The sequence below is a fragment of the Peribacillus sp. Aquil_B1 genome (assembly GCF_022603275.1).
Classification (GTDB): Bacteria; Bacillota; Bacilli; order Bacillales; family DSM-1321; genus Peribacillus.
Genome location: NZ_JAKXEE010000002.1, coordinates 879,355 through 896,757 on the forward strand (window position 1 = coordinate 879,355; position 17,403 = coordinate 896,757).

Here is a 17,403-nt window from a genome sequence, read left to right on the forward strand (position 1 = left end):
GCCAGTAATTCGGCAGGAGTACCGCAAATCTCTTCAATCTAATGAAGATTACAGTAAAGACCCGAGCATCTTATTCGATACGCTGCACTGTCTTAGGCCGTTGACACAGTTTATCGACCTAAACCACACTGTATTCGGCCGTTCACGCACAGTATTCGACCTACCCAGCACTTTATTCGACCGTTGAGGCACTTTATTCGACCGTTCACGAGTTTTTTTCGACCTTCCCCTCACTTTTCGGTCACCAATCCCTGTCCAACAACTTTGTTAAAACATTTAGATAATAACCATAACCGAGGAAATGAAAATATTACCATGGGTCAATTGGTTCGCGAACACCATTTGATTAAAGATTGTTTTCCGAACGCCTTTCGTCTACAAACTGCATCACTTTATCGTTACGTCATTTATCTCCAGATAGCCTGAAGGGCTGATTGAAAATCCTTTTACATCTTTCGCGACTGCAGCAACATTTTCTATGACCCTTACAGGAATATACGGGGTGTCGCCCTTCTCGATTTCCTGTGCCTCTGCGTAAAGTTCTTTGCGCTTCTCTTCTTCTTTTTCCTTCCTGGCGGCGTCTATTAAACGATCAACCTTTTGATTGCTGTAAAAGAATGTATTGCCGGCCGCCCCCTGAGATTCCGTATGAAAAAGATTATATTGATTATAATCAGCATCCCCGGTCGCGTTTCTCCAACTGATGATGAACATTTCCGATTGCCCTTTATTCACTTGTTCCACGAAAGAACCGTACTCCATGACCTGTACTTTCAAATTAATTCCGATCCCTTTCAGTTGGGATTGCAAAACCTCGGCCAAGTTCACTCTTTCTTTACTGTCCATTGTCAGGATGGTTGCATCCAAGCCCTCAGAATATCCTGCTTCAGCCATCAGTTTCTTCGCTTCCTTCAGGTTGTAATCATAGGCTTCGAGTTCTTCGTTGTACCCGAATACTTTAGAGCCCATCAAGGAGTTCGCCTTCACTCCCACATTATTAAAGACACCCTTGATAATCGAGTCCATTTCAATGGCATGGGCAATGGCTTTACGTACCTTTACATCATTGAACGGTTCATTATTGACATTGAAGCCTAAATATTCGGTTCCATACCCTTCACTGCGGTAAACATCCATTGCCGGTGAAGATTCCACCTGGTCCATGACAGCTACAGGAAGAGGCTCTGCGATATGCGCTTCACCGGTTTCTATCATCGATATCCTCGTGGAGTCTTCGGGGACGACCTTGAAGATGACCTTGTCCACTTTTGGCTCGTCTCCCCAATAGCTATCGTTTTTCGTCAATATGATTTCCTGGCCTGGGGACCATGAATCAAAAACGAAAGGACCGGTTCCATTCGGTTCCTGGATAATCTTTTTGCCATACTTTTCAATCGTTTTCGGACTGATGATTCCGCCTTCATGATTCGCCAATACGGAAAGAAGAGGGGAAAATGGTTCCTTTAAAATGAATTGCACGGTAAATTCATCAACCGGTTTAACCTCTTTTACCATTTCGAACACTACCGCCCTCGGAGAAGCGACCAACGGATCTAATAGTCGATCAAACGTCTTTTTTACTGCGTCTGCATTAAATGGCGTGCCATCATGAAACTTTACATCTTCCCTAAGTTTGAATTCCCAGGTCGTGTCATTTATTTGCTTCCATTTTTCTGCTAGCATTGGCTGTATCTCACTATTCTCATCCCGTTGTACAAGACCTTCATAGATTTTATGGTGAGTGACGCTAGCGGCGTTAATCGTGGACATGAACTGCTGATCCAAATTCTCGGCGTCGGATAAGCGGGCAATGACCAATGTACCCCCTTCGTTTGATGCTTTGTTCGGATCACTTGCTGTTGTGCTTACGTCATTGTTAGAAGAACAGCCCGTAATGATGATGGCCATAATCATGACTAGAAAAAACTTTCCTGTCCCACGTTTTAACCCCATGGACTTCGACCTCCCAATTTCATTTTTTGAACACTTATCTAATTATAGGAAATATTCTGACTATTCTTTTCGAATATCTTTACTATGTTTTTCATTTTCTTTACTTGTTTTCATAAATGGCTTCTGTATCGCTTATTGATTCCACGACCTTGAATGACGGCTTGAACAATTCTTTCTCGGGAAGCTCCTGATAATCCCTTTCCATATATCCTCTTCTCATCTTATTAAAGTATTGTTGCCCCTTATATTTGATTTCCGTTAAATCAAGCTTGGGGATTATTTGATCCTTCATGACTACCTTTCCATTTATGATCGATAATTTAACATCCCTTCCAGACCCGCTTACGAACATGGTTCGAATGGGATCATCGATTACCCCCATATGGAAACCGTCCAGGTCAATCGCGATGATATCCGCCTTGGCTCCCGCTGCGATGCGTCCTAGATCGTTCCTGCCAAGAAAAGCGGCCGCATCAAGTGTGGCTGACCGAAAGAAATCGGCATAGACAGAGCCTCCCGTTTCTCCTTCCACCAGCCGTGAGAGCATGCTGCCGGCCCTGACGTTCTGGAACATATCCGGAGGGAATGTGTCCGTTCCAAGGGCTATATTGATCCCAGCCCGTTTATATTTAGTGAAGGATTCCAACGCCTCCCCATGCCTCCCGATGATCAAAGGGCAATGAATCACCGTTGTATTCGTTTCTCGGAGCAGCGCCAAGTCATCCCCCTGGCCATATTTCGCTTTACTATATCCTGAAATAAAGTGGGCATGGGGGATCCCTGTTCTTGGACCGAGGAACCCAAGATCGTACAAATACCGGATCGGTGTAACATGATGGGCTTTCCAGATGGTGTTGAATTCAAAACTTCCTTGTGCAGCATGAAGCTTTATCGGTACATTCAATTTTTCGCTGTAATATTTAATCTGTTTTAATTGATCTGCCGTTTGGGACTCTATACGTTCAGGAGCAAGCATCCCTCTGACCATGCCTTCATGGGCTCCATCGAATTTTTCTACAAACTCGACCGCTTTCCGTAATCCCGCTTCACCGGCTTTTTCATCCCAATGCAGTTTAATATTCCCGTTTGGCTGAACGACTCTCATTCCTGATTGGAAACTTGGGCCAAGGTAAATCCTTAACCCCAATCCAGCTGCATGCTCTGCCGCAGCTGCCAATTCATCATAGGTTTCCGCCCAACCTTTATAAAAAACGGAAGTAATGGGCATCGCCGTCGTCACGCCATGAAGAATGAGCTGTGAATAAGCATATAGTGATTTAAAAGCTTCTTCTTCCTCTGTCATTAATTCAGGATGTCCGCTTTTTATATAATTCTCTGACCAGAGAAGGTTTTTCTGTCTGTCGGCACCGGCTTCAAAATGTAAAATATCATGGTCAATGTCCCCTAATGCATTTAAATCTATGAAACCGGGACTGATAATGGCATTACCGGCATCCATTACCTCGTCCACTTCTTCTGGGTAATTTTTTCCGACATACAGAATCGTGTCTTTTTCATAAACGATTTCAGCGTTTTCCAATATGACATGATCGCATCCATCATAACCAATTACATATCTTCCTTTAAGCTTGGTTTTCATCTTATTCCCCTTTCACCATCGCCGCAGTGTCTTCTTTTTCGTCATATCGCTTTTCATCTACATATGCCCTGGCATGGCCCCAGAAATATTTCGTCGGTTGCATGTACTTTTCAAGCCCCGCACGCTTTATCGTCGAAAAGGCCTCCTCATTCGCTTCGTCCAGCACTGTACTTTCATGGACCGTCCGTACATTCCTCCCTTCCATGATCAATTTCCCATCCACGATAACATGCTCCACATCATTCGCCACTGCTTGAAATACAAGTCGGTGAACATGCATGAATTCAGGGGTAAGGTGAGGCTGATGCAGATTGACCGTAATGACATCCGCTTTTTTCCCGATCTCAAGGGAGCCTATTTCATCATCCCAGCCAATGCATTTCGCAGCATCTATCGTGATCATTTCCAACAGCTTGCCTGGCGGTAAATAATAGTAGTCCCTAAGGGCGGCCTGGTGAACAAACTGTGTTTTCCTCATCGCCTGAAACATATCGAAACTTGTGGAAGGGGAAGTCCCATCCGTGGAGATTGCCACAGTTGCACCCAACTCCAATAATTCAGTTATCGGGGTACGGGCATGAACCTGGCCAAATCCAGGTGATGCACTGATGTTGGTACCCGTTTCTGCCAGTATTCTAGCCTCATCGAAGGAAATGCCCCGACAGTGCTGTAAATGGACATCTGGACCCAATAGGGCATTTTCCTTATCCTGTATCGCTAAATGAATCATCCCGCCAAAGGCATCAGAGTGAATGCGTGTATTATATTTCCTGGCAATCTCCCTTATTTTCTTCGCTTGATACAGGTCATGATCAGTCAGCCCATAAAGCCTGTCAGGAGATGTAGGATTGGAGGGATCCACTGATGTAACGATGACAAATGGTGTAATGAAGGCTCTCGTGCGGTCCTCATTTGCATGGTTCAGCGCCTCGATTACAGCTTCTGCCCCCTGTAATACTTCTTCATAGGAAAATTCCTTTACCACTCTCTTTCCGTCGATCCACCGGCTGAACGAATGGGGCCATGGAGGATTGCAAGGACCCGTGCATACCACTTCCCTAATTCCCACTTCGGCGTATGCTTTAGCATGATTGATGGCAAAAATCGGTTCATCGGACCGCGGCATGGATCCTAACACGCTCACCCCGGTCGTCACGCCAGCCTTTAATCTCTCAAGGGCGGATAGCTTTCCTTCGTAATACCAAAAGTCATCCGTAACAAAATGCTTGTACGTATTCGTCATGATGGGCATCCAAAAATCAATATTCTCCATTGCGATCGTTTTGAACATGGAATGCCCCCCATGCCCATGAACATCTATCAATCCAGGCAATATGCACTGATGGCTGCAATCTATGACTTTTACTGCCTCATACTTCCATTTCAGTTTATCGGTCGAATCTACGGCTAAAATCCTCCCTTGATGTATGGCGACGGCGCCATCCGGCAGAATTCTCCTGTTTTGATCCATGGTTATCACGGTCCCATGGATTAGCAGTAAATCTATCATATTTTCCCCTCCTAATTGAGAAGACAGCATAACATCCTTATGCTGCCTTCCTTTTGTGATGAATTCCTACTTCACGGTTACGTCATCAAGCATTAAATAATTTGCCGGATTCAGCCAAAGTCCTTTAACCGTCCCGCCATATACGGCCAAGTGTTCATAATTACGGATAGGAACATATGGAACTTCTTCCCTTTCCATTGCTTGTGCCTTCGAATATAGTTCCTTACGTTTATCGCCATCCGATTCTTTACGTGCATTTTCAATCAATTTATCCACTTCAGGGTTGCTGTAGAATGCACTATTTCCTGCAGCACCTTGGGATTTGCTATTGAAAAGATTGTATTGATTATAATCTCCATCCCCGGTGGCATTGCCCCAGCCGCCTATCGCTACCTGGTGCTCGCCCTTGGCTGTCGCGTCAATGTAAGCCCCATACTCAAGGACTTGAATCTTGACCTTGATTCCAATTCCTTTTAACTGGGATTGAATCACCTCGGCCATATTGATCCTTTCCTTACGATCACTCGTCGTCAATGTAAACTCCAAACCATCCTTGACCCCCGCTTCAGTCAAGAGCTTCTTCGATTCATTAATATCATAGTCATAGCCTTTAATATCAGGATCATAACCAAACACCTTTGGGCTCATTGTTGAATTTGCCCTCGTACCGACGTCGTTATAAACGCCCTTGATGATGGAATCGACCTCGATGGCATGAGCGACCGCCTTACGGACCCGTACATCATCAAAGGGCTTTTTCTTAACATTGAAACTTAAGTATTCAACAGCAAGTCCCTCCGTGCGATATAAATCCATCGTGCCCGAAGCTTCGATTCTATCAATCTCCGTCACTGGCACTTGATCGGTCACATGTGCTTCACCCGTTTCAATCATTGCAATCCTCGTGGCATCTTCAGGGACAACCTTGAATACAACCCCATCGATCTTAGGCTTATCCCCCCAGTAATCCTTGTTTTTCGAAAGTGTGATTTCTTCACCAGGCTTCCACGATTTAAAAATGAATGGCCCTGTCCCAACGGGGTTTTGAGCCAATTTGTCACTATTTTCTTTAATCGCTTTAGGGCTGATGATGCTTCCTTCATTACTCACTAAAATCGATAACAGCGGAGCATAAGGATATTTCAGCTTGAATTGTACGGTCGTTTCGTCAACGGCTTTAATTTCTTTGATCATTTCCAATTTACCAGCCTGCGGCGAAGCTGTTGCCGGGTCCAGTATCCTGTCGAAATTGGTTTTCACCGCTTCGGCATTGAATGGGGCCCCATCATGGAATTTGACTCCCTCCTGCAATTTGAACTCCCATGTGACATCATCCAGCTGTTTCCACTCTTTTGCGAGCAGCGGTTTAGGATTCATGTTTTTGTCAGGAACGACCAATGTTTGATAAACCTTTTCATAAATGACGTTTGCAGATGGAATGTCTGTTATGAAATGAGGGTCCAAGGTGGTCGCATCAGATAATCGCGCGACGATCAGCGTACCTCCTTCTTTCGCTTTTTCTACTGTTTCCTTACTGCCGGTTTCTTCTGTTGCACAACCTGATAAAACGGATGAGATGCTTAATAAAGAAGCAAAAAGCAACCCAATCATACCTTTTCTCATTCTATTTCCTCCCTTTTCATCCTCCCTTTGTTTCTCCAAGTAACTTTCAGCTATGAGTACATCGGGCTTACTGTAAATTATAAAAAAAAACCGAATTTTATATTTTCAGAATCTTTACTCATTTTTTAATTATCTTTACTGCTTTTCCGCATCATATTTACTTCAATACCTTTTTTGAATAAATTGAATGAAAGAAAAGGAGGAAATCCAATGAAGCCAGAGGTCGTCATCAATAATACCGAATTGAATGTAAAAGAAAGAAAATCTCCGAAACTAAGACACTGGAAAGCCTTTTATAAAAAATTCAAGCGAAATAAATTGGCATTGGTAGGCGGGTACATCGTACTTTTTTATATTTTATTGGCTATCTTTGCCCCTTTGATCTCACCGCAGGATCCCTATGAAATTGATTTGGTCAACAAACTCCAGCCTCCGTCAGCCGAACATTGGATGGGAACGGATGATAAGGGAAGGGATATTTTAAGCAGATTATTATATGGGACAAGGCTTTCATTAACGGTTGGATTTGTCTCTGTATTCTTCGGGGCGTTCATTGGCATACTCCTCGGGTTAACAGCCGGTTATTACGGAAAATGGATCGATACCGTCATTATGAGGATTGTCGATGTTCTGCTGGCTTTCCCGGGAATACTGCTCGCTCTTGCCATCATTAGTGCCCTTGGTCCGAGCTTAATCAATGTAATGGTAGCGGTCGGCGTCTTTTCGATACCGATGTTTGCCCGGATTGTACGCGGTTCCACATTGTCAGTCAGGAAGCTGGAATATATCGATGCCATTCGTGCATTGGGAGCGACTGACTTCACGATCATCTGCAAACATATTTTTCCGAATATTCTATCACCTGTCATCGTTCAAGCCACTTTACGTCTGGCAACGGCCATTCTGTCGGCTGCCGGATTGTCATTCCTGGGACTGGGAGCCCAGCCGCCATCGCCAGAATGGGGAGCGATGCTGAGCAGCGGCCGGGATTATTTGTTCAGTGCCCCCCACATCGCTTTGTTTCCGGGGATAGCGATATCAACACTTGTACTTGGTTTCAACATCTTCGGGGACGGACTTAGAGATGCCCTGGATCCAAGAATGAAAAAATAAGGAGGAGAGAAAATGTTCGTATTCATTATCCGACGGGTACTTCAAACGATACCGGTACTACTGGGAGTAAGTCTTGTTGTGTTCCTCATCATGCAAATGGTCCCGGGAGATCCGGCAACACTGCTTGCAGGTGAAGGAGCGACTAAAGAAACGATTGAATCGCTGCGGCATGAGCTTGGCTTGGATCGTCCAATCCTCTATCAGTACGTTGACTATGTCCTTCATGCCGTCCAAGGTGACTTCGGGGAATCACTACGCAGCAGCCGCCCTGTTTTGGACGAAATCATGGTCCGCTTGCCCATCACCCTTGAACTGGCACTTGCCAGCATATTCATAACCGTCGTGCTTGGAATGATCGCAGGAATCATCTCGGCCACCAAGCAATACTCGGCAGCTGACATTACCATCATGATCGTAGCTTTATTGGGAATCTCGTTACCTAGCTTTTGGCTTGGCCTCATGCTTATCTACTTCTTTTCCGTCAACCTTCATTTGTTCCCGGTTTCAGGTTGGGGAACTTTCAGCCATATGGTTCTCCCAGCCATAACCCTTGGGGCCGGCGGTGCGGCCATCGTTGCCAGGATGACCAGGTCGAGCATGCTTGAAGTCGTTCGCCAGGACTACATCCGGACCGCAAGAGCCAAGGGATTGAAAGAATATATCATCATTTATAAACATGGCCTGAAAAATGCGCTCATCCCCGTCATCACCGTCGTTGGCCTCCAGTTCGGTGCACTCCTTGGCGGCACGGTATTGACAGAGTCCGTTTTTGCCATCAATGGACTTGGGAGATTGATAGTCGATGCAATCAGAACGAGGGATTTGCCGATGGTCCAAGGCGGGGTCCTCATCGCTTCCGTCATTTTCGTTTTCATGAACTTGGCAGTGGATGTCCTCTATCGATACTTTAACAAAAGAATAGACTTGAACTAAGGAGGCAGGATGATGAAACAGGTTGCTGATAAAATACTGGAGGTAAAAAATCTGCAGACCCACTTTTTCACTGATGAAGGTACGAGTAAAGCAGTCAATGGAATCAGTTTCTCCCTCAATAAAGGGGAAACGCTTGGAATTGTCGGGGAGTCGGGAAGCGGAAAAAGCATAACATCATTATCATTATTAAGGCTCATTCCATCGCCACCCGGTAAGATTGCCGGTGGCAACATCCTTTTTAAAGGGGAGGATTTGCTTACGAAGTCTGAAAAACAGATGCGTTCCATACGCGGGAATGAAATTTCGATGATATTTCAGGAGCCGATGACATCATTGAATCCCGTATATCCAGCGGGCGAGCAAATTGCGGAAGCGATCCGGCTCCATCAAAAGCTGGGAAAAAAGGAAGCATGGAATAAAGCGGTCGACATGCTTCGGCTCGTCGGGATTCCTTCACCTGAAAAGAGGGCAAAACAGGAGCCGCATGAGCTAAGCGGGGGAATGAGGCAAAGGGTCATGATTGCCATGGCACTTGCCTGCCACCCTGAGGTTTTAATAGCGGATGAACCGACAACAGCACTGGATGTGACGATCCAAGCCCAAATCCTCGAACTGATCAAGACGCTGCAAAAGGATTTCGGGACGGCTGTCATTTTGATCACTCATGATTTGGGTGTCGTATACGAAACCTGTGATCGGGTTGCAGTCATGTACGCAGGGAAAATCGTTGAATACACTTTGGCCAAGGAAATATTCACAAACCCAAAACATCCTTACACCATCGGCTTATTGAATTCCCTTCCGCGTCTTGACATGGACCAGGAAGAACTGACTACAATTCCCGGGACCGTTCCAAGTCCTTACAACATGCCCAAGGGATGCAGCTTCGCTCCCCGCTGTGCCCATGCGAAAAGCATTTGTGAACAAGCCGTACCGGATCTCCAAGCTATCGGCCCAAGCACCGAGGTCAGCTGCTGGATGTTTACGCCCCAATGGGAGAAGGAATATGACACTCAAGAGAAGGTGGGGGTTTAATGATGGGTGTATCAGCTGCAGAGAAAAAGGTTCTGCTTAAAGTGGATCAATTGAAGCAATATTTTCCGATCAAGGGAGGATTTTTCGGAAGAACCATCAATCATGTAAAAGCCGTTGATGACATTACCTTCGATATCAAACAAGGTGAAACCTTAAGCATAGTCGGCGAATCCGGCTGCGGAAAATCGACTACCGGCAGGGCCATCCTTCGATTGGATGAACCGACGAGCGGGAGCATCCACTTTCAGGATAAGGATTTACTGAGTTTAGGCAAAAAAGAAATGAGGCGTACCAGGAAGGATCTGCAGGTCATTTTCCAAGATCCATTTGCCTCCCTTAACCCTAGACAGACGATCGGCCAAATCCTCGGGGAAGCTTTAGCGATACAAAATGTAGTCCCTAAAGAAAAACGAAAGAGCAGGATCGAAGAATTATTGGGACATGTAGGGCTGAGACCTGAATCCATGGAAAGATACCCGCATGAATTCAGCGGCGGCCAGAGACAGCGGATCGGGATTGCGCGGGCCCTGGCAGTGGACCCAAAATTGATCATATGTGACGAAGCTGTATCTGCACTGGATGTCTCCATCCAAGCGCAAGTGCTGAATTTATTAAAATCCTTGCAGCGCCAGTTCGACCTTACCTTTCTTTTCATCTCACATGATTTAGGCGTGGTCAGGCATATCTCGGATCGGGTGATGGTCATGTATCTCGGATCGGGTGATGGTCATGTATCTCGGAAAGATAGTCGAAATAGCCGATAAAAAGTCCATTTTCGAACAGCCGCAGCATCCATATACAAGGGCATTGCTATCGGCCATCCCAGTACCGAATCCTGTACATGAAAGAGAACGGATCCTATTGACGGGTGATGTACCCTCACCCATCGACCCTCCAAACGGCTGCCGCTTCCATACACGGTGCCCTTTTGTACAGGATATCTGTAAAACACAGCTACCCGAACTGAAACGATCGGCACAAAACCATCAAGTGGCTTGTCACATTGTGTCATAAGCTGTAGATTTTCGGAGGGGTCTTTAGTATGATACTAATAAACAGAATAATTCAAGTTATTTAAAAATATAACCAGCAGAGGTTCTCCATGCTAAGTTACGAGGGATTCACCTTAATTATCATGCTCTTCATTTTAGCTCCCATCATGGGAGCTATCGCTCTTTTATTTCTATTCATATTCGAGAAAAGGATCGACCTGCTTGAAAATAAAAACAAAGAGATTCGCCTGGAGCAAGCACTGCAGGAAGCACAATATAATAAATTGAACCAACAAATCCAGCCACACTTTTTGTTTAATACACTAAATGTCATATTGGGCTTGGCCCGCCTGAACAGGACGGCTGAATTGATACGGGCCTTAGAGGCATTTTCGCAATTCCTGAAATTCAAATATAAAGCATCAGAGCCATTGATCCCCCTTTCCCAGGAAATTCAGTATACCCAGCATTATCTCGATATCCAGAGCCTTCGCTTCGGTGATCGGCTCAAGATTGATATGGATTGCCCGGAACCATTAGCAATCGCACTTGTCCCCCCCTTCATTCTTCAGACATTGGTGGAGAATTCGTTTAAACACGGTTTGGAAAAAAAAGTGGGTGAAGCCCTGCTGCATATACGGTTTTATCTGGAATCGCAGATGGTGTATCTGGAAGTGGCGGATAATGGGTTAATGGGAAAGGAAACTTTCGTTACGGACGAAGGCGGCCATGGCCTGGATAATATCCAAAAGCGTTTATATTTGTACTTCAATGACCGTGCACAATTGAATATAGCATCTACTGAATCGGGAACTAAGGTAGAGGTATCATGGCCACTGGTTTTTGATAAGAAATTGGAGGAGGCGGAGCCGGAATGAATGTATTATTAGTTGATGACGAACCATTGGTCCTTGAACAAATGGAATATATGATTCAGTCCATATACCCTTTTTGGAAGTTTTACAAAGCTGCTGATGCCTGTCAGGCACTGACCCTCAACGAAAATCATAAAATCAACCTCGCTTTCCTGGATATTAATCTACCGGGGCGATCGGGTCTTGAATTTGGTGAAGACCTAAGGGCACTGAACGAAGAAGTCGAAATCATCATGGTGACCGCACATCAAAGTTTCGATTATGCCCAGCAATCCATCAGGATAGGCGTTGTTGATTATTTGACAAAACCTGTAATAGAAAGTGATTTGCATAAAGTCCTGGCCAAGTATGACAAAAGGGAATCTTCCCATAACTATTCAACCCTTATTCACCATTCTCTTTCATTCATTCATGAAAATTATGCTGAAAAACTCTCCCTTTCGGACATCGCTCATGAAGTGCATACCAATCCGACTTATTTAAGCAGGAAATTCCATGAAGAAGTCGGCACTTCCTTTTCGGAATATTTAATGCACTATCGAATAAAGGCCGCTAAAAGGGCCTTAACCAATAACACCAGCTGGAGCATATCAGACGTCGCTGAAAACTCGGGTTTCAATAGCCAGCATTATTTCAGCACTTTATTCCGGAAGATAGAGGGAATCACGCCCAAGGAGTTCCGCGAGAAAGGAAAATGAACATTGCGATCACGTACATTTCATGAATACGTACAAGGCCCCATTCAAATCGGGATGGGTTTAGGGATCATCTCCCTCCTGGCACGCTGGGTGACAGGAACCACGATATTATCCTCCCCCGAATCGATGGTGAAGTATGGAGTTTTCGGAGGGATCGGATACGCCCTGATGGGAGCGATCGCCCTGTCCATGTTCAGCTTCATCGGGAAGAGGGTTCGGAAGGATTTCCCAGTGGGTTTGACCATCGGGGACTATTTAAAAGCCCGGCTCAATCCCCTCGGATATTGGATATTGATCGTGATTCTGGTCATAACCAGCTTACACATTTTATTCATTCAGGGAATGGCCGCGTCCACTCTATGTCAGTTTCTTTTCGATACACCGCTTTATGTCGGGCTGTTCTTTTTTTTCGGTTTTTGTGTCCTTTATGCTGGGTTCGGCGGGTTAAAGCTCATTCATGGATTCGCAGCTTTTCAGGTCGTCTTCATGTTTGCCGCGGTAATTTTAATTCCTTTATACTTTTTCGTCAAGGAAGGGATTCAGCCTGTTTATGATGGGATTCGTTTATACCATCCATACATGCTTGTCATCAATAAGTATGATCTATGGAGTTTTCTTTTAGCTGGTCTTCTTGTTGGGTTCGGCCAGTTTTTCTTTGACCTGACATCATGGCAGCGATTATTCATGATGGAAATGAAAAAGGTTCCCTTAACATTCTCTTTATCCGGCCTTATTTGGATCATATTCCCGCTCTCCTTTTCATCCCTGTTCATCATGGTTATCTTTACCGGCGGCTTCACTGATATACACTCGATCCTGGCTGGATTGGCAAACAAAATCACGACACCATTCTTTTTCATCCTGTTTGTACTCTGCGCTTTCAGTGCAATCACCTCCACATTCGGTGCCTGCCTGCATTCATTGGTAAGCCTGATTGTAGCCAATATTCTTGAACCATTACAACCAAAAAAAAGCGACCAGCAAAAAATAAGGATGGCCTGCCTGCTCTCAATCTGTATTGGAGGATTGGTTTTCATCGCTACACTCTTCTACTCACCCAACCTGTTGGAGCTCTTATTTTACTCAGGCAATATATACTCGGCATTACTTGCACCAATCCTCGTTATCGTATTCAACAAAGGGAAAGTCCCTGACTACATACCGATAAGCGCGGTCCTGGCCATTTTGGCTTCATACATCATCCGGCCTTATGTAAGTGAATTCCAAAGCATATGGTTCAGCGGATTGGCTTCATTGACGATCATGGTGATTTGTATGATCCTTACCCTCATCAAGAACAAATGGAGGTTCGTGAAAACAAAACCATAAATACTGCAAACCCCATTCATTATGAATGGGGTTCTTCTTATTATCTCGGAATAACTTAACTTGCCAACTTTCTGAAATACCGATAAACCTTTTCTAGCTTTTGGGTCTGTTTCCCCTTTGGACTTTCCATATTTCCGAATTCAAAAAACTTCACTTTTTTGATTCCGACAAAATTGAATAGTGCTCTTTTCATCAAGATTTTATGCGCATCATTCAGCCAGAGAAGCGGATACTTTGCTGGTCCCTTCATCGTGGACACACATACGACAGACTTTCCTTTTAGTAGACCCTCTGGGAACAATCCCTTTTTATCCCTGTAGGCAAAATTCGCGGAAAATAATTGATCAATGTATCCCATCAGCATTGCCGGAGGCCTCCCCCACCAAATCGGATAGACAAAGACAATCTTGTCGGCCCAGGTCATTTGATTTCTATATTTTTCAAGCTGAGGATCACGATGCATATCACGCCTTCGTTTATGCTCATTGAACTCCAAGAGCGGATTGAAGCCCTCTTCATATAAATCCAAGACCTGCAGCCCCTTTATGTTCGGGTTCTCCTTACTTCCTTTGATGACTTTTTCTAAAAAAGCATGGCTTAGGCTTTTATGATTTGGATATGTGTAGATGATCAGCATGTTCATGACGTACCCCCATTTACTTATCATTTGATAACAATCATATAACAGCATCTTTTTTATTGTCAAATGATAATTGTATTTTGATAACACTTTTGATATCTTCACATGAGAGGTGAAAGTTATGGACAAAAAAGCTCTTTTTGAAAAAATGGTCACATTTACGACTTCCGTACATCAAGTGACACACGAATTGACCCAAAACGCCAAATCTGATTCCATCACGCCGGTACAATATAAAATTCTTGAATATATAACAGTCAGTCAGCCTGTCACACCAAGTGAAATCAGTGACTGTCAGCATATCTCCATGCCTAACACAAGCCGTGAACTGAAAAAATTAAGCGAAAAGAATTTAATTGAAAAAATAAGTGATTCGGTAGATAGACGCAAACAATACATCCGCCTCTCCAAAGAGGGGGAAATGATGATGAACGATACTTTTGCTATCGTAGAATCCCGTTTCCAAAGCCGCCTGCAACATGCATCAAATGAAGATTTAGCGGAAATTGCCCGTGCCCTGGACATTCTTCAAACAAAACTTTTTTACTAAATAAACAAAAATGGCTCCCGAGATTGAAGTTGACAAAGAATCAACTTCAATCTCGGGAGCTCCTTAATATCTCCATTATGATCAGGTACCGCAAAAGGTCCGGTATGGCTTAGTTGACTCAGGCAGTGCGGCGTATTCAGCTTGTTCCTCGCAGTGTGCATAAGGATTTGCAAGAACTTTCAAAAGCCGTTCCATCACGCTGTAGTCCCCTTGTTCCACTGCCGCTTCCAACGCCTCTTCCACCCGGTGGTTCCGTGGGATCACGGCAGGATTGCTGTTTTGCATCAACTGATTTGAAGATTCTTTCGATTCCTTCTGCCTGCCCAGTCTCGCCAGCCAAAGCTCTTGCCACTGAGCGAATTCCGGTGTCCCGAAAAGGACAGTATCCTCCATTTTATCAAAGGTCAAAGCACGGAACGTATTAGTATAGTCGGCACCATGCTTCTTCATCATACTGAGGATGCCATTAATAAGCGCTTCATCCTGAGTCTCTTCGTTGAAAATCCCCAGCTTCGCCCTCATTCCCGCTACCCAATTAGAGTGATAAAGATCATTAAAAACGGAAATCTTATCTTGGGCCAGTGTAACGGCTTGATCTTGGTCATCATGCAACAGCGGCAATAGGGATTCAGCGAATCGAGCAAGATTCCAACCTCCAATTACCGGCTGGTTACCATAGGCATAGCGGCCTTGTCTATCAATTGAACTGAATACCGTTGCAGGGTCATAGGCATCCATGAAGGCGCAAGGGCCATAATCGATGGTTTCCCCGCTAATCGTCATGTTGTCGGTGTTCATCACCCCATGAATGAAGCCAACCAGCTGCCATTGGGCAATGAGCTCAGCCTGACGCTTGACCACTTCCTGCAGCAGCGAAAGATAACGGTTTTCATCGGATTCAATGTCTGGAAAATGACGCTTAATGGCATAGTCGGCAAGTGTCCGGAGTTCCTCGATCGTGCCCCATTTTGCAGCGAATTGAAAAGTTCCGACACGAAGATGACTCGAAGCCACACGGGTCATGATGGCACCAGGCAGCCCGGTTTCACGGATCACCGTTTCACCGGTCGTCACCACTGCCAGACTTCGGGTGGTAGGAATGCCAAGCCCATGCATCGCCTCGCTGATGATGTATTCGCGCAGCATCGGTCCAAGTGCAGCCCGGCCATCGCCCCCGCGGGAGTATGGCGTTCTTCCTGGACCCTTCAGCTGGATATCGACCCTCCCCCCTTCTGGCAAGACCTGTTCGCCAAGCAATATCGCCCGGCCGTCCCCCAACATGTTAAAATGACCGAATTGATGCCCGGCATATGCTTGGGCAAGAGGCGCAGCACCTTCGGGAACCTCGTTTCCGGCAAACACCGCCACGCCATCTTCGCCTTGTAGCTTTTTCACGTCCAAACCAAGAGTTCCAGCCAAACTCTCATTGAGAATGACCAACTCCGGTGAACGTACAGGAGTCGGGTTCGTGCTCGTGAAAAACTTTTCCGGAAGACGTGCATAGCTATTGTCTAAATTCCATCCTGTTTCATTAGTCATGATTTCTCCTTTTCTTATTTTGACTTTTGTATAAAGGTTATTTCTCTATTTAGTTAAAACACGCAATAAAACTCAGTTGCAGTCCATTTTTTAATGTCTACTTCTAACAATTAATTATACCGTTTCTGTATAAAAATGGCTCTTTTAAAGTCGTGTTAAATCAACGCCCCGGGATTTCATAGACGATTCTGTAAAACACCAATATCCTCATCGATTTCTAAGAATGAAAGAAAGCAGGCACCCTTAATGGGTCCCTGCTTCTTCTCCTTTAAATATCAGCTTCCGCTATACATTTGTAAAGCGGTTTAGCTCCAGTACAAATTTTAAGAGTCTGTTTTATTCATTATTAAGCTCAGCTTCATTTATATTAATCATCGCAACTTGTTTCCCACTACTTAAAACTATTTTGATGATTCCTTCTCCTGACATTGATTCAAATGAACGAATTGTATCTCCTTTTATTTTTTCGGAGTATACCTTTTCTCCCGTTGAATCGATTATTATATATTCTAATTCACTACCAGTTTGATCTTTCTTTATAGAAATTGTATTTTTTCCTTTTAATATAGTTTTTATTTCAAGCGTTTTCTTTTTTTGAATATAGCCAGAGATACTCATATTAGCCAATAATTCTTTTGAGTTTTTTAAATAGGTTGTATTAATTTCAAGTCCATCACGTGCCATTGTTCTTGAGTCAGTATAAACATTCATTAAGATTAGTCCAAGCAGCAAGGTTCCTTTTAATCCTAGTAATTTTTTCATAATTAAAATCTCTTATCTCATTTTTTCAATCATGATATGAATACTCACTTTAGTGGCCTCGATCAATATTACTACAATTACATATGCCAATAGTTATAATTTCATTCTGAAACATTATGCATCAAAAAAGCCTGCCATTGATTCGGCAGGCTTGTTTCTTCTCGTTTCTTTTTGGTTCCATCCTCCACCCATTCAAGGATATGCTTAATTCAATAAAGTCAGGCTGATAAAGGCAATGCCAAATATACAGT

The 17,403-nt window shown here is 44.3% G+C and carries 14 protein-coding genes and 1 pseudogene; 8 read left to right on the plus strand and 7 right to left on the minus strand.

Features of this window, described 5'->3' with window-relative positions; genetic code table 11:
- Window positions 1–387 precede the first annotated feature (387 nt).
- The 4 genes from MPH60_RS18000 to MPH60_RS18015 form a co-directional block, all read right to left on the minus strand.
- Window positions 388–1,953 (minus strand): glutathione ABC transporter substrate-binding protein, encoded by a 1,566-nt coding sequence (locus MPH60_RS18000; protein WP_241591373.1) that lies wholly within the window; start codon window positions 1,951–1,953, stop codon window positions 388–390.
- A 100-nt stretch (window positions 1,954–2,053) separates the two neighbouring features.
- Entirely contained in the window at window positions 2,054–3,553 is a 1,500-nt protein-coding gene (locus MPH60_RS18005; RefSeq protein WP_241591371.1) for a chlorohydrolase family protein, read from the minus strand.
- A 1-nt stretch (window position 3,554) separates the two neighbouring features.
- On the minus strand, window positions 3,555–5,063 hold the full coding sequence (locus tag MPH60_RS18010; protein WP_241591369.1) for an amidohydrolase family protein: 1,509 nt from the start codon (window positions 5,061–5,063) through the stop codon (window positions 3,555–3,557).
- A 66-nt stretch (window positions 5,064–5,129) separates the two neighbouring features.
- A complete protein-coding gene (locus MPH60_RS18015; RefSeq protein ID WP_241591367.1) occupies window positions 5,130–6,686 on the minus strand; it encodes a glutathione ABC transporter substrate-binding protein in 1,557 nt (518 codons plus the stop codon).
- 210 nt (window positions 6,687–6,896) lie between these two features.
- Here MPH60_RS18015 and nikC point away from each other — a divergent pair, with 210 nt between their 5' ends.
- The 7 genes and pseudogenes from nikC (at window position 6,897) to MPH60_RS18050 (ending at window position 13,661) form a co-directional block, all read left to right on the plus strand.
- Entirely contained in the window at window positions 6,897–7,799 is a 903-nt protein-coding gene (gene nikC, locus MPH60_RS18020) for a nickel transporter permease (protein WP_053536318.1), read from the plus strand.
- A gap of 12 nt (window positions 7,800–7,811) precedes the next feature.
- Window positions 7,812–8,732, plus strand: coding sequence for a nickel ABC transporter permease (gene nikB, locus MPH60_RS18025; RefSeq protein ID WP_241591365.1), 921 nt, complete (start codon window positions 7,812–7,814; stop codon window positions 8,730–8,732).
- 12 nt (window positions 8,733–8,744) lie between these two features.
- Window positions 8,745–9,767 (plus strand): ABC transporter ATP-binding protein, encoded by a 1,023-nt coding sequence (locus tag MPH60_RS18030; RefSeq protein WP_241591364.1) that lies wholly within the window; start codon window positions 8,745–8,747, stop codon window positions 9,765–9,767.
- Between the two features lie 2 nt (window positions 9,768–9,769).
- Window positions 9,770–10,781, plus strand: a pseudogene (locus MPH60_RS18035) (ABC transporter ATP-binding protein).
- Window positions 10,782–10,869: 88 nt separating this feature from the next.
- Complete coding sequence (locus tag MPH60_RS18040; RefSeq protein WP_241591361.1) at window positions 10,870–11,637, plus strand: sensor histidine kinase; 768 nt, start codon at window positions 10,870–10,872, stop codon at window positions 11,635–11,637.
- Complete coding sequence (locus MPH60_RS18045; protein ID WP_241591359.1) at window positions 11,634–12,332, plus strand: response regulator transcription factor; 699 nt, start codon at window positions 11,634–11,636, stop codon at window positions 12,330–12,332. Before MPH60_RS18040 ends, MPH60_RS18045 begins: the two co-directional genes overlap by 4 nt.
- A gap of 3 nt (window positions 12,333–12,335) precedes the next feature.
- Window positions 12,336–13,661: a transporter gene (locus MPH60_RS18050; protein WP_241591357.1), complete on the plus strand. Its 1,326-nt coding sequence runs from the start codon at window positions 12,336–12,338 to the stop codon at window positions 13,659–13,661.
- A 55-nt stretch (window positions 13,662–13,716) separates the two neighbouring features.
- Here MPH60_RS18050 and MPH60_RS18055 read toward each other — a convergent pair whose 3' ends face one another.
- Entirely contained in the window at window positions 13,717–14,304 is a 588-nt protein-coding gene (locus tag MPH60_RS18055; protein WP_241591356.1) for an NAD(P)H-dependent oxidoreductase, read from the minus strand.
- Window positions 14,305–14,422: 118 nt separating this feature from the next.
- On the opposite strand from MPH60_RS18055, the gene MPH60_RS18060 reads away from it, so the two are divergent.
- Window positions 14,423–14,851, plus strand: a complete 429-nt coding sequence (locus MPH60_RS18060) for a MarR family winged helix-turn-helix transcriptional regulator (protein WP_241591354.1) — start codon at window positions 14,423–14,425, stop codon at window positions 14,849–14,851.
- Between the two features lie 81 nt (window positions 14,852–14,932).
- Here MPH60_RS18060 and MPH60_RS18065 read toward each other — a convergent pair whose 3' ends face one another.
- Together MPH60_RS18065 and MPH60_RS18070 are read right to left on the minus strand one after the other, a co-directional pair.
- Complete coding sequence (locus MPH60_RS18065) at window positions 14,933–16,390, minus strand: protein adenylyltransferase SelO (RefSeq protein WP_241591352.1); 1,458 nt, start codon at window positions 16,388–16,390, stop codon at window positions 14,933–14,935.
- A 336-nt stretch (window positions 16,391–16,726) separates the two neighbouring features.
- A complete protein-coding gene (locus MPH60_RS18070) occupies window positions 16,727–17,152 on the minus strand; it encodes a hypothetical protein (RefSeq protein WP_241591350.1) in 426 nt (141 codons plus the stop codon).
- Between the last annotated feature and the right edge of the window lie 251 nt (window positions 17,153–17,403).